Annotated in this window: 20 protein-coding genes, 12 tRNA genes and 2 rRNA genes; 2 read left to right on the forward strand and 32 right to left on the reverse strand. The window is 46.8% G+C overall.

The features are described from left to right. Positions 1-20 precede the first annotated feature (20 nt). The 18 genes from NYE35_RS27860 to NYE35_RS27945 form a co-directional block, all read right to left on the reverse strand. Positions 21-464 (reverse strand): XkdW family protein, encoded by a 444-nt coding sequence (locus NYE35_RS27860; RefSeq protein ID WP_094902375.1) that lies wholly within the window; start codon positions 462-464, stop codon positions 21-23. A 20-nt stretch (positions 465-484) separates the two neighbouring features. After that, complete coding sequence (locus tag NYE35_RS27865; protein WP_094902373.1) at positions 485-2,020, reverse strand: hypothetical protein; 1,536 nt, start codon at positions 2,018-2,020, stop codon at positions 485-487. 11 nt (positions 2,021-2,031) lie between these two features. Then, positions 2,032-2,643, reverse strand: a complete 612-nt coding sequence (locus NYE35_RS27870; RefSeq protein ID WP_036681263.1) for a putative phage tail protein — start codon at positions 2,641-2,643, stop codon at positions 2,032-2,034. Between the two features lie 3 nt (positions 2,644-2,646). Then, positions 2,647-2,982 (reverse strand): hyaluronate lyase N-terminal domain-containing protein, encoded by a 336-nt coding sequence (locus NYE35_RS27875; RefSeq protein WP_076208480.1) that lies wholly within the window; start codon positions 2,980-2,982, stop codon positions 2,647-2,649. 11 nt (positions 2,983-2,993) lie between these two features. Continuing rightward, entirely contained in the window at positions 2,994-4,016 is a 1,023-nt protein-coding gene (locus NYE35_RS27880; protein WP_094902371.1) for a DUF2793 domain-containing protein, read from the reverse strand. Between the two features lies 1 nt (position 4,017). Further along, the gene (locus NYE35_RS27885; protein ID WP_094902369.1) at positions 4,018-4,431 is read right to left on the reverse strand and encodes a phosphoglucomutase; all 414 of its coding nucleotides are present in this window, start codon (positions 4,429-4,431) and stop codon (positions 4,018-4,020) included. A 1-nt stretch (position 4,432) separates the two neighbouring features. Then, complete coding sequence (locus NYE35_RS27890; protein ID WP_094902367.1) at positions 4,433-5,491, reverse strand: baseplate J/gp47 family protein; 1,059 nt, start codon at positions 5,489-5,491, stop codon at positions 4,433-4,435. Continuing rightward, positions 5,484-5,915 carry a DUF2634 domain-containing protein gene (locus tag NYE35_RS27895; RefSeq protein ID WP_076099869.1) on the reverse strand — a complete coding sequence of 144 codons (432 nt, stop codon included), beginning with the start codon at positions 5,913-5,915 and terminating at the stop codon, positions 5,484-5,486. The genes NYE35_RS27890 and NYE35_RS27895 overlap by 8 nt, the downstream gene beginning before the upstream one ends. Further along, positions 5,912-6,208 carry a DUF2577 domain-containing protein gene (locus NYE35_RS27900; RefSeq protein WP_036681399.1) on the reverse strand — a complete coding sequence of 99 codons (297 nt, stop codon included), beginning with the start codon at positions 6,206-6,208 and terminating at the stop codon, positions 5,912-5,914. Before NYE35_RS27900 ends, NYE35_RS27895 begins: the two co-directional genes overlap by 4 nt. A gap of 5 nt (positions 6,209-6,213) precedes the next feature. Further along, a complete protein-coding gene (locus tag NYE35_RS27905; protein WP_076105553.1) occupies positions 6,214-7,176 on the reverse strand; it encodes an XkdQ/YqbQ family protein in 963 nt (320 codons plus the stop codon). Positions 7,177-7,185: 9 nt separating this feature from the next. Then, positions 7,186-7,938 (reverse strand): LysM peptidoglycan-binding domain-containing protein, encoded by a 753-nt coding sequence (locus tag NYE35_RS27910; RefSeq protein WP_076105552.1) that lies wholly within the window; start codon positions 7,936-7,938, stop codon positions 7,186-7,188. Position 7,939: 1 nt separating this feature from the next. After that, entirely contained in the window at positions 7,940-9,985 is a 2,046-nt protein-coding gene (locus NYE35_RS27915; protein WP_094902365.1) for a hypothetical protein, read from the reverse strand. A 194-nt stretch (positions 9,986-10,179) separates the two neighbouring features. Further along, positions 10,180-10,602: a phage tail assembly chaperone gene (locus NYE35_RS27920; protein WP_076296481.1), complete on the reverse strand. Its 423-nt coding sequence runs from the start codon at positions 10,600-10,602 to the stop codon at positions 10,180-10,182. A gap of 126 nt (positions 10,603-10,728) precedes the next feature. Then, entirely contained in the window at positions 10,729-11,199 is a 471-nt protein-coding gene (locus tag NYE35_RS27925) for a phage tail tube protein (protein ID WP_036681245.1), read from the reverse strand. Between the two features lies 1 nt (position 11,200). Beyond that, a complete protein-coding gene (locus NYE35_RS27930; RefSeq protein WP_038573439.1) occupies positions 11,201-12,523 on the reverse strand; it encodes a phage tail sheath family protein in 1,323 nt (440 codons plus the stop codon). Beyond that, positions 12,523-12,702, reverse strand: a complete 180-nt coding sequence (locus NYE35_RS27935; RefSeq protein WP_036681241.1) for a hypothetical protein — start codon at positions 12,700-12,702, stop codon at positions 12,523-12,525. Before NYE35_RS27935 ends, NYE35_RS27930 begins: the two co-directional genes overlap by 1 nt. Continuing rightward, the gene (locus NYE35_RS27940) at positions 12,699-13,112 is read right to left on the reverse strand and encodes a phage tail terminator family protein (protein ID WP_094902363.1); all 414 of its coding nucleotides are present in this window, start codon (positions 13,110-13,112) and stop codon (positions 12,699-12,701) included. The genes NYE35_RS27935 and NYE35_RS27940 overlap by 4 nt, the downstream gene beginning before the upstream one ends. A gap of 530 nt (positions 13,113-13,642) precedes the next feature. Further along, the gene (locus tag NYE35_RS27945) at positions 13,643-14,140 is read right to left on the reverse strand and encodes an ArpU family phage packaging/lysis transcriptional regulator (protein ID WP_038574900.1); all 498 of its coding nucleotides are present in this window, start codon (positions 14,138-14,140) and stop codon (positions 13,643-13,645) included. Positions 14,141-14,428: 288 nt separating this feature from the next. On the opposite strand from NYE35_RS27945, the gene NYE35_RS27950 reads away from it, so the two are divergent. Both NYE35_RS27950 and NYE35_RS27955 read left to right on the forward strand, forming a co-directional pair. Continuing rightward, the gene (locus tag NYE35_RS27950; protein ID WP_038573442.1) at positions 14,429-14,860 is read left to right on the forward strand and encodes a helix-turn-helix domain-containing protein; all 432 of its coding nucleotides are present in this window, start codon (positions 14,429-14,431) and stop codon (positions 14,858-14,860) included. Between the two features lie 28 nt (positions 14,861-14,888). After that, on the forward strand, positions 14,889-15,302 hold the full coding sequence (locus tag NYE35_RS27955) for an ImmA/IrrE family metallo-endopeptidase (protein WP_036681396.1): 414 nt from the start codon (positions 14,889-14,891) through the stop codon (positions 15,300-15,302). Between the two features lie 100 nt (positions 15,303-15,402). On the opposite strand, the gene NYE35_RS27960 is transcribed toward NYE35_RS27955, so the two are convergent. The 14 genes from NYE35_RS27960 to NYE35_RS28025 form a co-directional block, all read right to left on the reverse strand. Next, positions 15,403-15,476: transfer RNA gene (locus tag NYE35_RS27960), tRNA-Pro, on the reverse strand. 14 nt (positions 15,477-15,490) lie between these two features. Continuing rightward, positions 15,491-15,564, reverse strand: a tRNA-Gly gene (locus NYE35_RS27965). Positions 15,565-15,575: 11 nt separating this feature from the next. Then, positions 15,576-15,649 (reverse strand) — tRNA-Pro (locus NYE35_RS27970). A gap of 32 nt (positions 15,650-15,681) precedes the next feature. Beyond that, positions 15,682-15,758 (reverse strand) — tRNA-Arg (locus tag NYE35_RS27975). 7 nt (positions 15,759-15,765) lie between these two features. After that, a tRNA-Gly gene (locus NYE35_RS27980) sits at positions 15,766-15,840 on the reverse strand. A gap of 6 nt (positions 15,841-15,846) precedes the next feature. After that, positions 15,847-15,930: transfer RNA gene (locus tag NYE35_RS27985), tRNA-Leu, on the reverse strand. 16 nt (positions 15,931-15,946) lie between these two features. Then, a tRNA-Lys gene (locus tag NYE35_RS27990) sits at positions 15,947-16,019 on the reverse strand. A gap of 5 nt (positions 16,020-16,024) precedes the next feature. Further along, a tRNA-Gln gene (locus NYE35_RS27995) sits at positions 16,025-16,099 on the reverse strand. Positions 16,100-16,142: 43 nt separating this feature from the next. After that, positions 16,143-16,218: transfer RNA gene (locus NYE35_RS28000), tRNA-Val, on the reverse strand. A gap of 40 nt (positions 16,219-16,258) precedes the next feature. Continuing rightward, positions 16,259-16,333, reverse strand: a tRNA-Glu gene (locus NYE35_RS28005). A gap of 11 nt (positions 16,334-16,344) precedes the next feature. Beyond that, positions 16,345-16,420 (reverse strand) — tRNA-Thr (locus NYE35_RS28010). 1 nt (position 16,421) lies between these two features. Continuing rightward, positions 16,422-16,497: transfer RNA gene (locus tag NYE35_RS28015), tRNA-Asn, on the reverse strand. Between the two features lie 6 nt (positions 16,498-16,503). After that, positions 16,504-16,620 (reverse strand): 5S ribosomal RNA (rrf, locus tag NYE35_RS28020). Between the two features lie 74 nt (positions 16,621-16,694). Next, a 23S ribosomal RNA gene (locus NYE35_RS28025) occupies positions 16,695-19,621 on the reverse strand. Positions 19,622-19,697: the final 76 nt, after the last annotated feature.

The following is a 19,697-nucleotide window of genomic DNA, read 5'->3' on the forward strand; positions in this document are numbered from 1 at the left end:
CAACTCACCTCCTTTTGGGTTTATATGCTGAGTAATTCAGCCATAATGACTTCGACATCTTGAAGCCTGTCTTGCAAAGCAGTATTCTCAGCACGGAGTTGCTCGACTTCGCTTAATTCTGGTGGTTTGTTAGCTTCTGCTTCTAGATATGCTTCCCACGCCGCTTCCAGTTCTGCTTCCGTTGGTTGCGGGACTTCTAGGTTCCAGGCTGCGATGTATGGGCCGCGTTCCTCTATTTCATAATCTACGCCCTCTTCTAACTCTGCGAGGTGTGCTGGACGAAGTATATAATGTACGCCTTCTATCCAATCTACCTCTTCCGTAGTCTCACCAGGCGTCTGTACATGCTTCGTAAGCAAAGGTTCTTTAAGATACTTTACTATTGGGCCGTCGTCTCTCAAAGTGAAATCGACTCCCAACTGACTATCTGGAAATAGGAATAGCAAGTTCTTCATTAAATCCATATTTTAGTCACCTCCATTAGTTATGCCACTCTCGCAAGAGTGGCATATGTGTACTGAGAAGCCCATGAAACATTTGAATTGTGAAGGGCAACGGCATAGATATGAACACGGTCTCCTGGATTTAAAACCAAAGTAGTATTACCATTAAGGGTACAGCCTATAAGTGCAGTTGTGATAGCTCCCTCGCTCAATGTGCAGTTTAGAACTCCGTTTATATAGATCTTAATTGCAACACCGCTTGTAACACTCGTCGTAATCCCAAATCCAACCCGAACAGATAATTCATAAATCCCTCTCTCGGGCGCATAGAAACCGCCTTGTGAAGGTTCAGCTACTCCCTTCTGACTCATGTGCACACCGTTAAAAAAAAGTTTTTTATCTACACCGGCAGTTAAAGGTACGTCGCCACCGGCATCCATATACATTGCTGCAAAGGGGCGTGTATCAATCGTGTTATCTCCCCATGGGTTAAGTACACCCCTAGTTATGATACCTGCGTCAATCTGTTCATTTATTGTGCCCGCGGGCTGACCGTCTTTTTTTGTTATTGTGCCACCGTCGTATGCTGAAAGTCCAATAGTATTTGAGGTCCCAAAACTATTTCTGGATATTACCGTTGATCCTTGGTTACTGACGATGCCTGCATTACGATTAGAAGCTTCACAGCCGTAAAGTCGCAAACCAGAATGGTTACTAGCCTCGAATCCTCCAACGGAGTTTGCCTTGCCATCTGCTAATATACGGCAATATAGCATCTGAATAAATATCGAGTTATTAATAAAAAATCCGACTCTCGTTGTAGAAGTTGCTGTGAATCCAGTTACAACTACTTGATTACTAACACCGTAAAAGGTCATACTTTTAACCTTGAAGTTTGCGGCCGTCTCGTAGCTTGTTCCTCCGTTAAGCCATACTTCCGTGCCACCACTCACATCTGCAAAAGAGATATCTTCGGCGTACGTACCGGCAGCGACATTGATAGTAGCGCTATGAAGAACATGTTTAGGAATACTGTTAATCGCCTTTTGTATAGTCCTAAACGCCCCACCCGCCGTATTCACCAATCCCGTATTATAATCATTCCCGTCCGTCCGTACGTAGTACGTAATATCCGCTGTCGTCTGCTGAGGCGTAGTAACCAACGGCGCCTTACCATTCAACTGCCCCTGAATCCCACTAGAAACCCCATCCAAGTACCCAAACTCCGCGTTTGAGACCACTCCCGTTCCAATCTTCGAAGCATCAATTCCGGCTGAAGCATTAACATCGGCGTTTACAATCACCCCAGCCGCAATAGCCGTAACTCCATCACCAGTACTAGTGACATCCCCCGTGTGATTAGGATGCACATAATTATTCGCTCCCGTAGCAATACCCGCCAGCTTCGTTTTCTCGGCGGCGGTGTAATCGTTCGTGGACAGCTGTTTGCCTGTTACTTTATCGACCTTGCCATTAACGGCATTGTCCAAAATATCCATATTCCCGTTCAGATCGGCAATATCAACGATATCTGTTCCCTCTGGCTTCTTTAAGCCCAAATTTCCTGTGGTTTGCATATGTCACTCTCCTATCTATAAGTTCTTAATTCGTTCCATGTTTTACTGTGAGCACTCTCCCAAGTCAAAGCCTTAACAGAGTCCCACCAGGTATAGCTGAACACAAATTCATAAGCTAAATGCGCAGGTTTAATCTCTTCGATGATTTGAATCAACCCTGCCATATTCGGAGGAATCCCTAGTGTACTCACAAAATGAATCTCAAAACGGTACTCCTCAGGCACTTCCTTTACTTCAACCACTCCACCTGAAAAAGCTGATGCCGTCCGCTGAATCATCTCCGGTGTGGTGGTCCCATTTCCACGCAGCTTTGCCTTAATCATCTCTCGACGAGTGGCATAAGACTTGGATGGATCGCTGCTGAGTCCAAGTTCGGATTCCCAGCGACCAAGGCTCACTGTAGCCGTTTCAATAAACGCCTGATCCAGTACATCTATAGTACCTACCTTCAGTCCACCAATTTCTAGCCCGATGGTCTCCTGAAGCTTCTCCATTTCGCGGACATCCTTGTAATAATCCGGTAAATACTGCATTAGATCAGGCGCCTCGACTTCACCCGGATGGCTCGAATCTTTATCTGCGGAATATTGCAATTCGCTGTATAAAGAGCTGCCGTAACTCATCCTCTACACCCCCTTCAGTTGATTCCAGGTTAGGGGGCCTTTGGGCAAATAATCATGTGTATGCGCCGCTGGAGGAAATACCGTTGGTTTACCCGCTACCCCCGCCCAAGCTACACTATCCGCTTGTTGCGCAAAATCCACCTTGCCATTGTTATTCGTATCGTAAATGCTTTTCAGCATATCCCCGGTACTCTGCGCGGCTACCAGCAAGACATTACCAGCGGCGGAACCAATGTACAGCTTGCCACTGTCTGTACAATATCCAAGCTCACCAATAGCCAGCGCTCCAATGGCGCTTTCCAAGCCGCGGCGTATTTGAATCAATGTTTTTAGAGCCATTGTCCCGCCCCCTAGAATGTTCCGCCATCAATACTGGCCACGGTAAGTTTATTGCCATTCGCAGCATCATAAACGATACTGCTTCCATCCACACTTACAGCTATACCAGCTGCATCCACGGTGATTCCTTTTCCAGCGGTAACCGCAATCGCGTCTGCAGTGACCGTGATCCCATTACCCGCACCAATGTTCAGCGTCACAGCATCGGCTTGACCCCCACCAATCAGCCCGTTCCCGGCTGTAATGGTCTGTAGTGCACCACCGGTACGTACCCATGCGCTACCGTTCCAGCTGTAAATTTTCTGCTCATCATCGACGTAAGCGGTCCAACCTACGGCAGGAACATAAAATACCCAAGCGGCAGATTGGTATTCAACAATTTGATTCGTTTTGCCCGCCCATGCCCCGGTTGCCCCTGCTGGAATAATATATCGATCCCCTTCAACCGGACTGGCAGGTGGAGCCAGCAGGTTCTGGTCTTTTACCGATGCTTGCGGTTCGATGTTATGCTTAGCCAGCTCAATTTCATTTTTAATCTTTTGCGCAGACCACAAGTCTGTAATCGTAGTCCCCGCATCATTGATCGTCCGGTGCTTGGCCACATCATCAATGTGAGTCTTGATCTCAGCGGCAGTCTTTACATTTGTCCCATCCGATACTTTATTGATATGTCCCGCACTAATATCCGCTTTAAGCACCTTCGCATAGGTTGCTCCATCAGCGATATCATCAATTGTACCTGTCAGATCGGTAAGCTTCTGCGCATTCACCCGCCGCCATGCTGCCCCATCATCAAAATATAAATATCCGCTATTCGAACCCGTAGTCACGTAATACAAACGACCAACGGATCCTGCAACCGGACGCGAAGCTTCTGGCCCGGACAGCGCCCTACCGACCATGGAATTGGACGTGCCGTCACCAATATAAACTTCCTTAGTATCACTGCAAAAACCAAGCTCACCTGCCTTCAACACGCCATAACTCGTTAGCTCAGCCTTTGTACCCCGCTTTATTTGTATGGTCTGTGCCATTTTACACCTCTCTTCTAAATGATCCTCCGTCAATCTGGCCCTTGTTCTTATAACGCTCTATTTCAGTCTGGACAGCGGTAAGACTCACCTGCAAACCGTTAATATCCTCTGCTTCAACCGTATCGCCGGGGGTTTCGTAAGTCACATATACCTCAGGCACATCGGCAAAAATCTTAATCAACCGCCGCCAGGGCGCCTCATCCGGAAAAGACACAGTGAAATTGCGTAGCTCGATCCCGGAATACTGTGACCCTGTGTACACCGCAATGGTCTGATTATTAATATTGTCATGCGCTAGAAGACCACTGTGAACGCCATTTACAAGCGGTAATCTCTCTTCGATAACATAGCTGCTACCGTTTGCCTTTTTATTAAGTTTTTCTTGAAAAATATCAATTTGCTCTGGATAACCCATGCTACACCTCCAGTAGAACGTTACCGAACAACGGTACTTCTTCTTCGTTCAACATCACATTGCCCGCTCCACTGTTCAACTTCAGCTCTGTGTAATCCGCGACTCCTTCAGTAGCAAGCAATAATGCCCCGATGACAGACTGACTGATATAGGTTGCTGAAAAAGCCTTCTCCTTGCGATATTTCTCAAGCATCACCTGAAAGCCTTGGTTTACAGCTTGCAGTGCATAGCCAGAAGCAAGGGTTACCTTGGCGCTTATACTGATGTTTTTGCCCGCAGCCGGCGCCACGGTCACAACAGCCCCTACCGGCGCTTGTCCCTCACCCGCTCCTGAAACTGGATCAATGTATTGCTGTACCTGAGCCGCCAACAGCTCGGATGCAGGTTTTTTTTCGGCGTCCACAATAATCACCTTCACAGTTTTAGGACCTTTCCATAATGGAAAAACACGTGCGCCTCCCACACCCGAAACTTGCAGTGCCCACTCCATATAGTGATATTTATTTCCGCTAGTAGCTGGGCGTCTGGCTGAATCCAAATAACGCTGGCGTAACGCATCATCCGTTTCAATGTCCTCCCCAGGGATGAGAAGAGAGGCTATTTCTCCGCGCGCTAGATCTGAAATATAATCCACTGGCAGTAAAGAGCCAAAATATCGATTTCCTTCTTCTCCAGCGGTTTCACTTTCCAAGCGATACACTCCAGGAGATAACTTCTCCACAGCCGTATAATTCAGCATTTCGAGTGAGAAGCGGCTGCCGAGTGGAACATCCAACAATCCTCCATCCGCCTTATAAAAAATCCCTTTCAGCTGTGCCTTGCTGGCTTCACGCCTTACAATGCCTGACCAGGAGATGCTTCGCTCCAAGTACTCTCCGGTAGCCGTATCTGCAAAATACAGATTATTATTCACATCCAGCTCAATATACATCTGTGCCAACTCAGCGGCTGCTGGAGCCAACGCGTCATAAATGATGCTGCCCTCGCGTTTATCCAATCCTGATGGAATCCGGTCCAGCATCCGCTCCAAAAGAGCCTCATACGTCTGATCCTCATACATCCTCATTCCACTCCTTTCTCAGCTGAAAATTTCCGTAACGTGTGACGACCTTGCAGTCAAAAGTTAGATTATCTCCGGTAAACGAAACAACAATATTCTCTAAGCTAAGGATTCGTTCATCCTGAAGTAGTGCCTCACTAACGATACGTCTGATTTCAGCTCTAACCAGCAGCCGATCCTTGCCAAGCACCAACCGCCACTCTGTTCCGTAATCCGAACTGTAAATCAGATGTTCAAACCGATCGGTTCGCAAAATTTTTGCCGCTGCCTGTTGAACTGCTTCCAGTCCATCCGTTTGGCCTGTAATCCTTTTTCTCTCCCAATCCATTCGGTACGTAAGACTAGGACTTTCCCCACGCTCAAGGTTGACCTCCCCCTCAAGCAGGGCCGTTATCGGTCCAGCTTTTCCAATCGCCGGGATCATATCGGACTCACCAGCCGATCCAGAACAATGTAGCTTTGTCCGCCCTGCATTCGAACCATTAATACGCGGTCCCCACTCGCTAATCCTCGCCGAAGTATTACTTCTTTGCCCTCGATGTCTATCTTGCTTTCCATTACCGATTCAGGCAGCACTAACGCATTCCCCGATAAAACAAACCGCTGATCCACCTGAATCTGCAAAGGAGCTGCCACCGTTACCGTTCCATAAGAAAAAGCCACGGGATTTGTACTTCCCACGGCTCCTAGACTTGCTTTTTTAATAATATCTAACATCATTTCTACACCACCTTAATATCGAGGGACATTGTATGCTCCCCTCCAGAAATCTTATGGCTGCATTGGTCCACCAGAAACAATTGAGTCTCGAATTCATCCAATAGGACATAAATGAAATTGCCTGCTCTTACACGCATATCACCAATCGCCTGTATGGAGAGACTAAGCTTTTCACGATTGTGCATTTTCAGCAGATTGTTTGCCTTCTCCTGAATTTGTGCAGCATTCGCTTTGTCATCAGCCTTTTGATACAAGTGCAGGATACCCCAGCGTTTCACATTGTCCTTGTCACTGACCGGATAGAAATCGCGTTTGCCCGATGCCTCGTTGTCCTTGTACAGAAAAATCGTGTTGTACGTATCGTCATCAATACTTTTTTTGAGCGAATAATCGTACAGATAATGCCCCGCTCCCAGCACCAGGTTAAGCAGCATAGAATCCGGTTTACGCAGCGTCAGCTTCCCAAAATCATCGTAAAAAGCCATCAGCCGCCCCTTAAACTGAAGCTCACTGCCGATGGCTCCCATAATGATGTCCAACAGCTTTTTGTCATCTTCAATTAAAGAAGGAATCCGGTACTCTGTCTCCTCCAGCACACCTGTCTTTAATCCGTAGTCCGTTGTTATTTTCTTGATCACATCACTAGCCGTAACATCCTGCAAAACATAACTACCATTGCCCAGCAAATAACGAATCTGATCATAGGCAGTCAGCTTAATCTCTTGATCCGAGCCCGTATCAATGCTGAACACAAATCCGTAAAATACATCTACATTATCTTTACTGAACTGAATAATATCACCGTTGCTGATCCCGAACTTGGGGAGCTGATAAATTCCGTTGTCCACAAGCGTTAACTCTAGCGTTGACGGTTTACCTGACCGTGCAGTTTTCCAAGAAATATCTGAGACGATGCCAGAAATATCCCATATATTCCCTTCTTTATTCTTCACTAGCAGTTCCATAACAGCCTCCTACGGCAGCTTGATGACTTTACCGATGGGCAGCTTTTTCAGCTCACTATCCGGAATGCCATTAAGCTTCTGAATGGCTTTGTACTTCGAGCCATCTCCTAGGTTTTTTTGAGCGATGCTCCATAGACTGTCTCCAGCTTTTAAGGTATAGGTAGTAGGCTTTGCCTTTTCATTGGCCCTCTTCTGCTCCGCCTTCACTTCACCTTTAACAACCTTCACAGCTACCGCCTGATAGAATACGTATTTTTTGAGAGATAACGAATATTCAATATCCCCTGACGTACCCGCACTAAGCTTCCAAGTGAAACCTTCGATGCTCATAGCCATATTCACAGCAAAATCAATTTTTAAAGATGCATCCTCACTAATTGAAGATTCCTCTAGCCATTTCTGTGGTTTGTTTAACTTCTTTTTATCCTTTTTCGTATCATCGGGATACCTCACACCGGAGAACACAAACCGAATGGGCCGACGACTCGTCATCCATTTCTTAATAAGCTCCACATATTCAAAAGGTCTCTTCAGCCCGTCCTCCTGCACCAATACGAACGGATACCTTTGTGCCGGAAAAATACTTTCAATCGTGATCTCCGTAAGCTTCGGATAAGCAATCGTATTGATCTCACCCAGATCGATAATGGTATAGCTTTTTCCATCTCCACTCTCCTTGATTTCCAAGGTCTCTGGATTGACTGGCAGCCGGATTGCATCCTCCTGATTATTAAAACCCAAAAAAATCCCGTACTCTTCCACGTTACGTATACACCCCCTGCGCCGTAGAGACAAACTCCTCGTTCAGCTTTTGCCCGATCTTGTTGATAATCGTATCAATGTCTCCGGCATTGTTAATATTTCCGGTCGTCACCTGCACCGTCGGCGTAAGCTCCACAAAATTCTGGATCGCCTGAATCTCGGCCAGCTCGCGGAGCATTTTCAGATCATCACTGGAGATGTCTACGGTGTCGTTGATGGAGCCGAGCTCGTTCACACGGTTGACGGTGTTCAGATTACCAGGTACTCCTGCATTTTGAAAAGAACCTACAGCGGAAGGCGTATTTAACGCAGGAGTTTTCGTCACAGGAACTACTGGAACCTCAGGAATGGTAGGCGATTTCGGAGGTTTCGTTGAATCATCTTGATGAGTAGTATTCCATTGATTGATTGTAGTCTCGTTATTCGTATTCCCCCCTACGTTTAGGCTTTCTTTAAATTTGTTAACATCAAATTCTTGCGTATATTTCGCAGCCGTATCAAAAGTATTTTCAATGCTCATCTCCACGTTCTGTTTAAATTGACTGCTGTCAACCCGTTCAAGATGAAGATTAATCTCTGATTCTATACCTATAAATTTACCAACAGCCCCAATTACTTTATTAATACCACCTAATAAAAAATTGGCAGCATCAATGATACCATTAATAAATCCGGTCCATAGATCAATCACATAACCTACAAAATCTGCAACGATCTGTCCGAGAGCCCTGAACATATTGGCAAGAAAATCTCTTACTGGCTGAAGAGCTGCAACAATTCCTAAAAAAGCCACAATAAGTGCAATAACAAGTCCAATTACAAGCGCAATAGGATTGGCATTTAACACAGCGTTGTAAATCCCTTGCGCTACGGTAGCGATCCCAGTCGCAATTGCTGACATATTTGTTGCGATTGCTGCTGCACCCATAGCAATTTTATAAGCAATAATCCCAGCAACAATTCCCAAAAGAATGGGTACTACATAAGGCAACGTGCTGCTAAGAACACTCCAAAGGAATAAGGCTCCCTGTACAACTTGTGAAAAACCTTGTGCTATAATAGCCAATCCAATGGCCATCCCATCGATAATAGGCTGAAAGGTTCCTTCTGAGAACGCATCGTTAAGAATGCTTAACAGCGGAGAAAATGCTGCAAGTGCCCCTTGTCCCATGCCAGCTAAGGAATTGTTATAGTTTCCAAGAAGTGTCTGCCACTGATTTACGGGTGAATCCATCATGGTTTGCAGCGAAGTACTCGTCATACCTGCCGTTGTCATGATATCTCCCAAAGTACTTAAAAAAGCGCCCATGTTCCCCGTACTGGCTACTAGGTCGAGTCCACCAAGCTCCTCTTCATCTACCTGAAGCATCGATGCTAAGTCACTAGAGTCTCCATCAAATGCAGAATTAATAGCTGATGAAGTATCGCCAATATCCTTACCTTCTGGAGACATCATACTAAGCCTTGTGGAATAATCCATTAGCTTATCTAGCTGGTCCGTATTTTGTGTTTTAGGATAAAACGACAAGACACTTTCCATAGACTTGCTGACGTCCTGTCCGGTTTCTAGCGCTCTCTTCTTGAATTTATCAAACATAGCTACACCAACATCAGCATTTCCGGTTTTTGCTTTGAAAAGATCTTCCCACTTTTGCTGCTCAGCAGCTGGCACAAGCACCTTCTCCATGACACCCTTAACTTTTTCCACCATACCCTTAGCCTTTTCAAAGGCCCCCGTAAGCTTTTCCCAGGTTCCTGCTTGCTTTTCAGCTCCTCCAGCCCCTCTATCAGCCGCATCATTCAGTCTCTCCTGAGCCTGAACCGCACCTCCAATAGAAGCTTGAATTCTGGTATAAGCTGCACTGTAATTATTAGTGATGTTGTACACGGGTTTATTGACTATTTTCATACTGATACGGTTTAAGGTTGCTGAAAAGGAATTTGAAATATTTGCCGAGACCTGTGTTGTAATCTGATTGGTTATATCATTGATCCATTGATTGGAAACTTGCTGTATTCCAGCTATATTATTTTGTACACCTGCCATTCTCTCACCCCCTAACTATCTCTTCCTCGCCTTACTCCGTGCCTGATCGCGCTTCTCCTTCTCCACACGAACAGCAATCATCGCATATATTGCGGCGCGTTCGCGGGAAGACAGCTTCATCAGCTCATGGGGTAAAATGTGCAGCTCATGGAGGGCGTAATAAGCAAAATTGGCCTCACTATCGCCCTCGTTGATTAGTTTTTTACTTCATCCACCAGCTCGTTCATATCCGTGCCAAAACCATTTAAGGCCTGCACCCGCTCACCCAACGCCGCGAATTCACCCGGAAGCAGCATTTTACGCAGCAGTGTTTCAGCACCAAGTACGCCATAAGAACGCTGCAATTCAGCATTTTTTAGATCCGGATGCATTACACTTGAGGTCATCAGCTTCGCCATATAATCGTTAGGCTCAATTTCAGAGGTATACACTCCGTTTTTCCCTTTGACTTTGCGGGTTGCGGTCTTGCGGCATTCCTGATTCTCATCCTCAGTCATACTGCGCAGCTTCCAGGCCACCGCATTTCCTTCCTTATCCTTAAAACGCTGGGATACCACAAACTCCTCGGTCGTGTCACATGCTACATTTTGGGCAAAAAACAAACTTAATTCGCTCATTGTCTTCCTCCTAGAATTATTTATTTAGATACTTCTCCTGCTACTAGCTGCCAATAGACAGAGAAGAGACCCGTCGCTCATTCTACGTTCGGGTCTTGCTTACTCCATTCTATCTAGTTGTCTTAATTAAAGCCCGGAACCTGCCGGAGCACCAAAAGCTTGCACAATCTGCACATCTTCAAAGGTAAAGCTAACTTCTTCTTCCAGAGCGTCTGACTCTGTATCGAGTGAGGCCATGATGACACTATCGAGGTTCACCCCTTTTAGAATAATCCGTTGTGCCCCCACGCTGGACGATGGATCCTCGTTCGTAACCTCAATATCGAAGTACTGATCAACACCCGTATTCATATAATCGAGCATCATCTGGCGGAAACGACTAGTCATATAAAAAATCGTCATCGAACCGCTGCCCGACCATCCAGTCGCTTTATGCTGAACACCCCGGCGGCCCAGTGTTTTCACCTCTGCCTTTGTTTTTTCTACTGTAGCCTCAAGAGTTTTCACATAGAACATCTCTTCGGTTTGCGTACCAATCACAGCATAAGCACGGCCCTCCTGGCCGGAAATCGTATCACTAGCTTTTAAAAATGCCATCTTAAACCACCTTCACTTTCATATATACTTTTTCTACGGAATCTACCGGTTTCACAGCCACATCCAGCACGATACTGTCACTATCTGCACCAGCCACAACTACAACATCTGTCTGCGCGTTAAAGCCCTCAATCGCACCCATATCCTGCAAATCATTCATATAAGTCGCACACTGTGACCAGAAAAGAGCACGGCCATCTTCATTATTCGCGACCTTACCGATATAGTAGTTCTCAAAAATACGCTTCATATCATTTGCAATTCCATCCAGCACGCGAAGTACACGATTTTTGGAGAATGCTTTGCCTTTGTCCGGTGAAAATGCGGTAAATGTATTAATATCCTGTTCCACCACAGCCCGTCCGCCACTGTAAGTAAAGATAAGCTCTCCTTTTAGCAACGCAGCTGTAGTCTCAGAATGGCTAAGTCTTACATCAGCATCCACCGAATCATCATAACCCTGATAAGTCAGCGATTCATTAACAGCTGCTGCTGCTGTAGCACCAGCTACCCAAGCAACGGCATTGACGTTATCAATCGTAGTTCCGTCGCTCAGTACTACCCCATTATTCACGCTAATCACACCTTCATGACCTGCAGCCGCATAATCGGATAGTACAGCCTGTACCTTTTTCCCTTCTGTATCCCGAAGCCGTCTCACAAAAGAACTGTAGAGTGCCTTGAGAGCACTATCCTGCGATACTAGACCCACTGTTTGGAATTCTTGCACCTCAAGAGCAGACAGGAAGTCACTATGTGCTCCATTCGTCACGGTTCCGTTAGCCCCCCCTGTAAGCGGCATGCCTGCAATTAGCTTCAAGCCTTCTGCACCATTTTTCTGGAATTGAACATAATCGTTCGCGACCAACTCCTCAGCCGTTCCAACCGTTTGCTTGTTCAGTTCTGTTCCATTAAGCAAAGTCTTTACATCAAAAAGAGCAACATTCTCTATATTTTTCTCAATCACAATCGAAAGATCATTTCCGCGTACACCGCCATATTTAGCTGTTACCTGAAGACCGTTATTTGTGACTGCCGCTTTAACGCCTTCATTCAATCGATAGAGCAGCAAGGTTCCCGCCCGTTTCAGCGCTTCACGCACTGGCAATAGAGTTGGATGTTCCAAATCAACTCCTAGCAGCTTATTCACATCATCCTGCGGGGTAATCTTCATGATTACTCCCGGTTCTCCCCAAGATAGGGCAAGCGCCAATGCCGTAATCCCGCGTTCTCCCATTTTGCCGATGGCACCTTGATTTGATGCTACATTTACGTATACCCCAGGGCGCACCTTATTTTGCGTTGTCCATGTTCCGCCTGCCATTAGTTCATTACCTCCTTATTTTTGAACAATCCCATAGATTGCTTTGCTTCTTCGAGCGTATAGTTCTTGCCATCCTGCAAAATAACGTTCAATATATCCTTTTCCCTCGGCGTAAAAAGTGAGGAATTCACAATCTGTTCCTTACTGAACCCATTCCCGTTACTCCCTTTAGTACTCATTTCAATCGTTCTCCTCCAATCATTTGTCCCATCTTAATGCTGTCAGGCTCGTCGTTTTGCAAATACAACATATAGTCAACTGTAAACAGCGGCCCATGCCCCTCAGTTCCAGCTTCCCAAGCTTGCCTAACTACACGAAAAGCTCCACCATCCTGCTCCATCCCTGCCATCGCCTCACTTAGCTTATCTGCCATTCTTTCAGCTTCCAGCAAATTGCCTTGCTCATAACGGATGCCAAAACGGTAGACCGCTAAATACCTGCCCTCCCGCTGCCGATCCAGTGTTGCTGAGATCAGTCCGGGATGAAAATAGGCTGTTTGAGGTTTTTCTCCTTCTACATATACAGGCACATCAGGAAAATACCGTTCAAGTGTACTTGTAATGTGTTCTCGCAATTGTTGTACCGACATCACTCCATTCCTTTCTGATCTGCGATCGTTCGTCGATCTTTGATGGTGTTAACCTTCAACTGCATGAACATTAAGCAGACACCCCCTCAACTAGTTTAAGAAAAAAGGATACTATCCGAGGTTGGATAATATCCCTTCTTCATTAGGCAAATGCGAGAAGAATCTTTCACCGCTAGGTTTGTTCTCATCACCCTTAGGGCGGAACTATTAGCAGAGCATTCATGCTCTTGCGGTGTTCTTTTGCTTCATTTGCCATGTTATAATCATACCCCCATATTTTCCTTGCGGAGAGGGTAAACGGACGAGGTTTTGGCTAGCTTTTGGATGGTATAGAGCGGTTTTTCGGAGGAACATAATTGAAGACAAGCTTAAGAGCCTTCGTCCCTCCTTTTATGGACGGCAAGTTTTTGTGCGGGATTATAAGGATAAAGTACATCCTGAAACTTATACTTTCTTATAATTCAAAAAAAGACCGCATCATCCGCTCGGACGATACAGTCTTCTTTACTAATCACACTATTCTATTTCTATTAAGTAATACTCATTTTCTCTTTCTTTACCCTAGGCGCTGTTGTTACTAAAGTTTGCAGAGATAGTAAACCGAGATCCGTTAACGCTAATGCCATCTTGTAAAAAGCCTTCGAGCGTATCTTCACGTAAGTGTCCTTACTTACCGGTGGATCAAACACATGATTGTAAATCGTATAATCGTACATCTCGTCTCTTCTCATATACCTTTCCCGTACCAGCTGCTGTTCTCTCGTATCGAGTCTCTCTACCACAGAGTCTATTGCGGAACAGTAAGCCCTCCTTGCGGCGGGGATGTCCACATTATAAGAAGCTATCGCAGCAGTCTGATCAGTTACAGTGTTAGTAGGACCATGAAATCTTTCTGTGTATGAATAAGTTGTGCTTGCTTCCTTCGCTTCAAATGTAACGGTCTTAAAAATACGGTATTTCTCCAACATGCTCTCTATAGCGACCTGGGTTCGGCGACGGTCCAACTCTGGTAAAGTTGATATGTTCATCATTTATGCACTCCTTTTGGGTTTAACTGAATGAGATTAAATTTGCGGAATTTTCCAGCCCAATGTGATAAAATAAATCTTGTTCGTATTCTGTTCGTATTTTTCTATAATATACCACTTCTTTACCAATCTCGTAAAACCCCGTTTTAGGCTGTTTTTATCGAAAAAGAGCGTATATCCCTCCATTATCTTGCCTTTTGGCAATAATATACGCTTTGTTGTTTACCTATTGGCAAAAATGGCTTATATTATTATCATAAGGTTACAGCCAATAAGGAGTGAGTTGAGATGAAACAGGAATTCGGGGATTATATGAAGCATCTTCGGGAAACAAAGGGACTCACCATTAATCAATTAGCAGCAGCAGCCGGAATTAGCGGTTCGCAAATTTCCCGGATTGAGAATGGATTAAGAGGGGTTCCTAAACCAACCACGTTACGCAAAATTGCTGAGGCCACTGGCGTCCCCTACGAGGAGCTAATGGATCAGGCAGGGTATTTGCAGGACCAGACTCTTTCAAGCGATGAGGCTGTCCCAGATTGGGCTACAAGCAAAGATAAACGAGACTTTCGAAAAATGCTAGAGGATGATGGAGAGCTGATGTTTGATGGGATTCCATTAGACAAAGAAGATAAACAGAGGATAAAAGATGTACTAACCGGATTGTTCTGGGAAGCCAAACAGATGAATAAGAGAAAAAAATCCAAAGACACTAAATAACTATACTAACATGCTGCAGGTGAAGAACATGGATGAACTGATCAATAGTCTGATTAAAAAATATAAAACCAACTGCCCGTTCGAGCTTGCCGCAGCACTAGGCATTCAAATTCGTTTCATGAACCTGGGGACTGGCACAAAGGGATTATATTATCGAAAACTAAGAAGAAGGTTTATCGTCATTCATAATGAGTTGCCTGTAGAATGGCAGCGCTTCGTTTGTGCGCATGAATTAGGGCATGATCGGCTTCACAAGGGGATCAATCGCTTTTTTCTGGAGGAAAGCTCCTATTTCTCTCCTGGGAAGCTTGAACGTCAAGCTAATGTCTTTGCTGTAAAATTACTTTCTTCGGGCAGAAGCCCCGAACAAGAGGAATCATGGAGAAACTATTATCTACGGATTGGAATTCCACCGGAAGTCCGATTTTTTTTGGAGGAATAATAGAACATACGTTCTTAGGCTGTATTTATATGTTTATTCAATACATAACAAAAAAGCCCTTACCGAAGTAAGAGCTTTTGAGCAGCGATTAAGCTGAGTATCGGGATGACACGATTTGAACATGCGACCCCCTGGTCCCAAACCAGGTGCTCTACCAAGCTGAGCTACATCCCGTTACTATAAAATTATGGAGCGGGTGATGGGAATCGAACCCACGCTATCAGCTTGGAAGGCTGAAGTTCTACCATTGAACTACACCCGCAAAGGTGAAAATCGGGATGACACGATTTGAACATGCGACCCCCTGGTCCCAAACCAGGTGCTCTACCAAGCTGAGCTACATCCCGTTATAAATACTATAATTGCTTAATAATAAAAATGGCGCGCCCTGAGAGATTCGAACTCCCGGCCTTTTGATTCGTAGTCAAACGCTCTATCCAGCTGAGCTAAGGGCGCAAAATTATGGAGCGGACGACGGGAATCGAACCCGCGACCCTCGCCTTGGCAAGGCGATGCTCTACCGCTGAGCCACGTCCGCAATAAGTGGTGCGCGTGAAGGGACTTGAACCCCCACGTCGTGAAACGCCAGATCCTAAGTCTGGTGCGTCTGCCATTCCGCCACACGCGCATGATAATAATAAAAGTGAGCCATGAAGGACTCGAACCTTCGACACCCTGATTAAAAGTCAGGTGCTCTACCAACTGAGCTAATGGCTCGCACTTGGCTGGGGATATAGGATTCGAACCTATGAGTGACGGAGTCAAAGTCCGTTGCCTTACCGCTTGGCTAATCCCCATTGATGGTACCTCTATGTTGCCCACAATCTCTTAGGAAGATTATGGTGGAGGCTGAGGGGATCGAACCCCCGACCCTCTGCTTGTAAGGCAGATGCTCTCCCAGCTGAGCTAAGCCTCCATATCTATGGGACCCTCTAAGGGTAAGTACAAGTAAAAGTTGGTGACCCGTATGGGATTCGAACCCATGTTACCTCCGTGAAAGGGAGGTGTCTTAACCCCTTGACCAACGGGCCTTGCAAATCTGTGGAGCTCTCAACCGGATTCGAACCGGTGACCTCTTCCTTACCATGGAAGCACTCTACCTGCTGAGCTATGAGAGCATGGCTCCCCGAACAGGACTCGAACCTGTGACAACTCGATTAACAGTCGAGTGCTCTACCAACTGAGCTATCAGGGAATATCCGCTTGGCAACGTCCTACTCTCCCAGGACCCTTCGGTCCAAGTACCATCGGCGCTGGAGGGCTTAACGGTCGTGTTCGGGATGGGTACGCGTGGAACCCCTCCGCTATCGCCACCAAACGGGCATTTACAGCGTAAATGCTCAGGCTTAATCGCCTGAAAACTGAATCCGAAACGAATTTGCATTCTAAGTATAGGATAAGCCCTCGACCGATTAGTATTGGTCAGCTCCATGCATTGCTGCACTTCCACCTCCAACCTATCTACCTCGTCGTCTTCAAGGGGTCTTACTAATTGGGAAATCTCATCTTGAGGGGGGCTTCACGCTTAGATGCTTTCAGCGCTTATCCCGTCCGTACGTAGCTACCCAGCCATGCTCCTGGCGGAACAACTGGTGCACCAGCGGTACGTCCATCCCGGTCCTCTCGTACTAAGGACAGCTCCTCTCAAATTTCCTGCGCCCACGACAGATAGGGACCGAACTGTCTCACGACGTTCTGAACCCAGCTCGCGTACCGCTTTAATGGGCGAACAGCCCAACCCTTGGGACCTACTTCAGCCCCAGGATGCGATGAGCCGACATCGAGGTGCCAAACCTCCCCGTCGATGTGGACTCTTGGGGGAGATAAGCCTGTTATCCCCAGGGTAGCTTTTATCCGTTGAGCGATGGCCCTTCCATGCGGTACCACCGGATCACTAAGTCCGACTTTCGTCCCTGCTCGACTTGTAGGTCTCGCAGTCAAGCTCCCTTATGCCTTTGCACTCTGCGAATGATTTCCAACCATTCTGAGGGAACCTTGGAACGCCTCCGTTACTCTTTAGGAGGCGACCGCCCCAGTCAAACTGCCCGCCTGACACGGTCCCCGTACCCGGTAAGGGTACTAGGTTAGAACCTAGATACGATCAGGGTGGTATCCCAACGGCGCCTCCACCGAAGCTTGCGCTCCGATTTCTACGGCTCCCACCTATCCTGTACAGATCGTACCCAAATTCAATATCAAGCTGCAGTAAAGCTCCATGGGGTCTTTCCGTCTTGTCGCGGGTAACCTGCATCTTCACAGGTATTAAAATTTCACCGGATCTCTCGTTGAGACAGCGCCCAAGTCGTTACGCCATTCGTGCGGGTCAGAATTTACCTGACAAGGAATTTCGCTACCTTAGGACCGTTATAGTTACGGCCGCCGTTTACTGGGGCTTCGGTTCATAGCTTCGGGTTACCCCTAACCACTCCCCTTAACCTTCCAGCACCGGGCAGGCGTCAGCCCGTATACTTCGCCTTGCGGCTTCGCACAGACCTGTGTTTTTGCTAAACAGTCGCTTGGGCCTTTTCACTGCGGCCCCCTCGTGCTATTCACACTACCGGGGCACCCCTTCTCCCGAAGTTACGGGGTCATTTTGCCGAGTTCCTTAACGAGAGTTCTTCCGCGCGCCTTAGAATTCTCTTCTCGCCTACCTGTGTCGGTTTGCGGTACGGGCACCTTCTCCTGGCTAGAGGCTTTTCTTGGCAGTGTGAGATCATGACCTTCGCTACTATAATTTTCGCTCCCCATCACAGCCCAGCCTTAATGATGTGCGGATTTGCCTACACATCAGCCTCACTGCTTAGACGGACATCCATCAGTCCGCGTCACTACCCTCCTGCGTCACCCCATCGCTCATAGCGGATTACGGTGGTACAGTAATTTCAAACTGTTGTCCTTCGACTACGCCTTTCGGCCTCGCCTTAGGTCCCGACTTACCCTGAGCGGACGAGCCTTCCTCAGGAAACCTTGGGCTTTCGGCGGATCAGATTCTCACTGATCTTTTCGTTACTCATACCGGCATTCTCACTTGTGTAGTGTCCAGCGCTCTTTTCAGTACACCTTCAACCCCTACACAACGCTCCCCTACCCCAGATACATACGTATCTAGCCATAGCTTCGGTGGTGTGTTTAGCCCCGTTACATTTTCGGCGCAGAGTCACTCGACCAGTGAGCTATTACGCACTCTTTCAATGGTGGCTGCTTCTAAGCCAACATCCTGGTTGTCTGTGCAACTCCACATCCTTTCCCACTTAACACACACTTGGGGACCTTAGCTGATGGTCTGGGCTGTTTCCCTTTTGACAATGGATCTTAGCACTCACTGTCTGACTCCCGGCAATAAGTATATGGCATTCGGAGTTTGACTGAGCTTGGTAATCCTTGCGGACCCCGCACCCAATCAGTGCTCTACCTCCACTACTCTTATACCGAGGCTAGCCCTAAAGCTATTTCGGGGAGAACCAGCTATCTCCGAGTTCGATTGGAATTTCTCCGCTACCCCCACCTCATCCCCGCACTTTTCAACGTACGTGGGTTCGGGCCTCCAGTGCGTGTTACCGCACCTTCACCCTGGACAGGGGTAGATCACACGGTTTCGGGTCTACGTCCACATACTAAATCGCCCTATTCAGACTCGCTTTCGCTGCGGCTCCACCTTCTCGGCTTAACCTTGCATGTTAAACGTAACTCGCCGGTTCATTCTACAAAAGGCACGCCATCACCCATTAATAGGGCTCTGACTTTTTGTAAGCACACGGTTTCAGGTTCTATTTCACTCCCCTTCCGGGGTGCTTTTCACCTTTCCCTCACGGTACTGTTTCACTATCGGTCGCCAGGTAGTATTTAGCCTTAGCAGATGGTCCTGCTGGATTCATACGGGGTTTCACGTGCCCCGCACTACTCGGGATCCGTCTCGGAGAGAATACAGTTTAGGTTACAGGGCTTTTACCTCTATCGCGGGCCTTTCCAGACCTCTTCACCTACCATATTCCTTTGTAACTCCATGTGAGACGTCCCACAACCCCTAAGAGCAAGCTCTTAGGTTTAGGCTGTTCCGCGTTCGCTCGCCGCTACTTACGGAATCACTATTGTTTTCTCTTCCACAGGGTACTTAGATGTTTCAGTTCCCCTGGTCTGCCTCTACATTTCCTATGTATTCAGAAATGAGTAACTGCGAATTACCACAGCTGGGTTTCCCCATTCGGACACCCCCGGATCAAAGCTTGCTTACAGCTCCCCGAGGCAGTTTCGTTGTTCGCCACGTCCTTCGTCGGCTCCTGGCGCCTAGGCATCCTCCGTGTGCTCTTATTAGCTTAACCTTGATTTTTCCGAAGAAAAATCTCACTAATAACATTTACTTGTTTGCACAAGTTGCTAAAAGATGTTCTAAAACGC

It is taken from the genome of Paenibacillus sp. FSL L8-0494, assembly GCF_038003695.1.
Classification (GTDB): Bacteria; Bacillota; Bacilli; order Paenibacillales; family Paenibacillaceae; genus Paenibacillus_AQ; species Paenibacillus_AQ odorifer.

Excerpts from the sequence above, each read along its gene's own strand:
- NYE35_RS27860 (WP_094902375.1), bottom strand. The coding sequence starts at position 464 with ATGGATTTAATGAAGAACTTGCTATTCCTATTTCCAGATAGTCAGTTG.
- NYE35_RS27865 (WP_094902373.1), bottom strand. The coding sequence starts at position 2,020 with ATGCAAACCACAGGAAATTTGGGCTTAAAGAAGCCAGAGGGAACAGAT.
- NYE35_RS27870 (WP_036681263.1), bottom strand. The coding sequence starts at position 2,643 with ATGAGTTACGGCAGCTCTTTATACAGCGAATTGCAATATTCCGCAGAT.
- NYE35_RS27875 (WP_076208480.1), bottom strand. The coding sequence starts at position 2,982 with ATGGCTCTAAAAACATTGATTCAAATACGCCGCGGCTTGGAAAGCGCC.
- NYE35_RS27880 (WP_094902371.1), bottom strand. The coding sequence starts at position 4,016 with ATGGCACAGACCATACAAATAAAGCGGGGTACAAAGGCTGAGCTAACG.
- NYE35_RS27885 (WP_094902369.1), bottom strand. The coding sequence starts at position 4,431 with ATGGGTTATCCAGAGCAAATTGATATTTTTCAAGAAAAACTTAATAAA.
- NYE35_RS27890 (WP_094902367.1), bottom strand. The coding sequence starts at position 5,491 with ATGTATGAGGATCAGACGTATGAGGCTCTTTTGGAGCGGATGCTGGAC.
- NYE35_RS27895 (WP_076099869.1), bottom strand. The coding sequence starts at position 5,915 with ATGATCCCGGCGATTGGAAAAGCTGGACCGATAACGGCCCTGCTTGAG.
- NYE35_RS27900 (WP_036681399.1), bottom strand. The coding sequence starts at position 6,208 with ATGTTAGATATTATTAAAAAAGCAAGTCTAGGAGCCGTGGGAAGTACA.
- NYE35_RS27905 (WP_076105553.1), bottom strand. The coding sequence starts at position 7,176 with ATGGAACTGCTAGTGAAGAATAAAGAAGGGAATATATGGGATATTTCT.
- NYE35_RS27915 (WP_094902365.1), bottom strand. The coding sequence starts at position 9,985 with ATGGCAGGTGTACAAAATAATATAGCTGGAATACAGCAAGTTTCCAAT.
- NYE35_RS27920 (WP_076296481.1), bottom strand. The coding sequence starts at position 10,602 with ATGAGCGAATTAAGTTTGTTTTTTGCCCAAAATGTAGCATGTGACACG.
- NYE35_RS27925 (WP_036681245.1), bottom strand. The coding sequence starts at position 11,199 with ATGGCATTTTTAAAAGCTAGTGATACGATTTCCGGCCAGGAGGGCCGT.
- NYE35_RS27930 (WP_038573439.1), bottom strand. The coding sequence starts at position 12,523 with ATGGCAGGCGGAACATGGACAACGCAAAATAAGGTGCGCCCTGGGGTA.
- NYE35_RS27935 (WP_036681241.1), bottom strand. The coding sequence starts at position 12,702 with ATGAGTACTAAAGGGAGTAACGGGAATGGGTTCAGTAAGGAACAGATT.
- NYE35_RS27940 (WP_094902363.1), bottom strand. The coding sequence starts at position 13,112 with ATGTCGGTACAACAATTGCGAGAACACATTACAAGTACACTTGAACGG.
- NYE35_RS27945 (WP_038574900.1), bottom strand. The coding sequence starts at position 14,140 with ATGAACATATCAACTTTACCAGAGTTGGACCGTCGCCGAACCCAGGTC.
- NYE35_RS27950 (WP_038573442.1), top strand. The coding sequence starts at position 14,429 with ATGAAACAGGAATTCGGGGATTATATGAAGCATCTTCGGGAAACAAAG.
- NYE35_RS27955 (WP_036681396.1), top strand. The coding sequence starts at position 14,889 with ATGGATGAACTGATCAATAGTCTGATTAAAAAATATAAAACCAACTGC.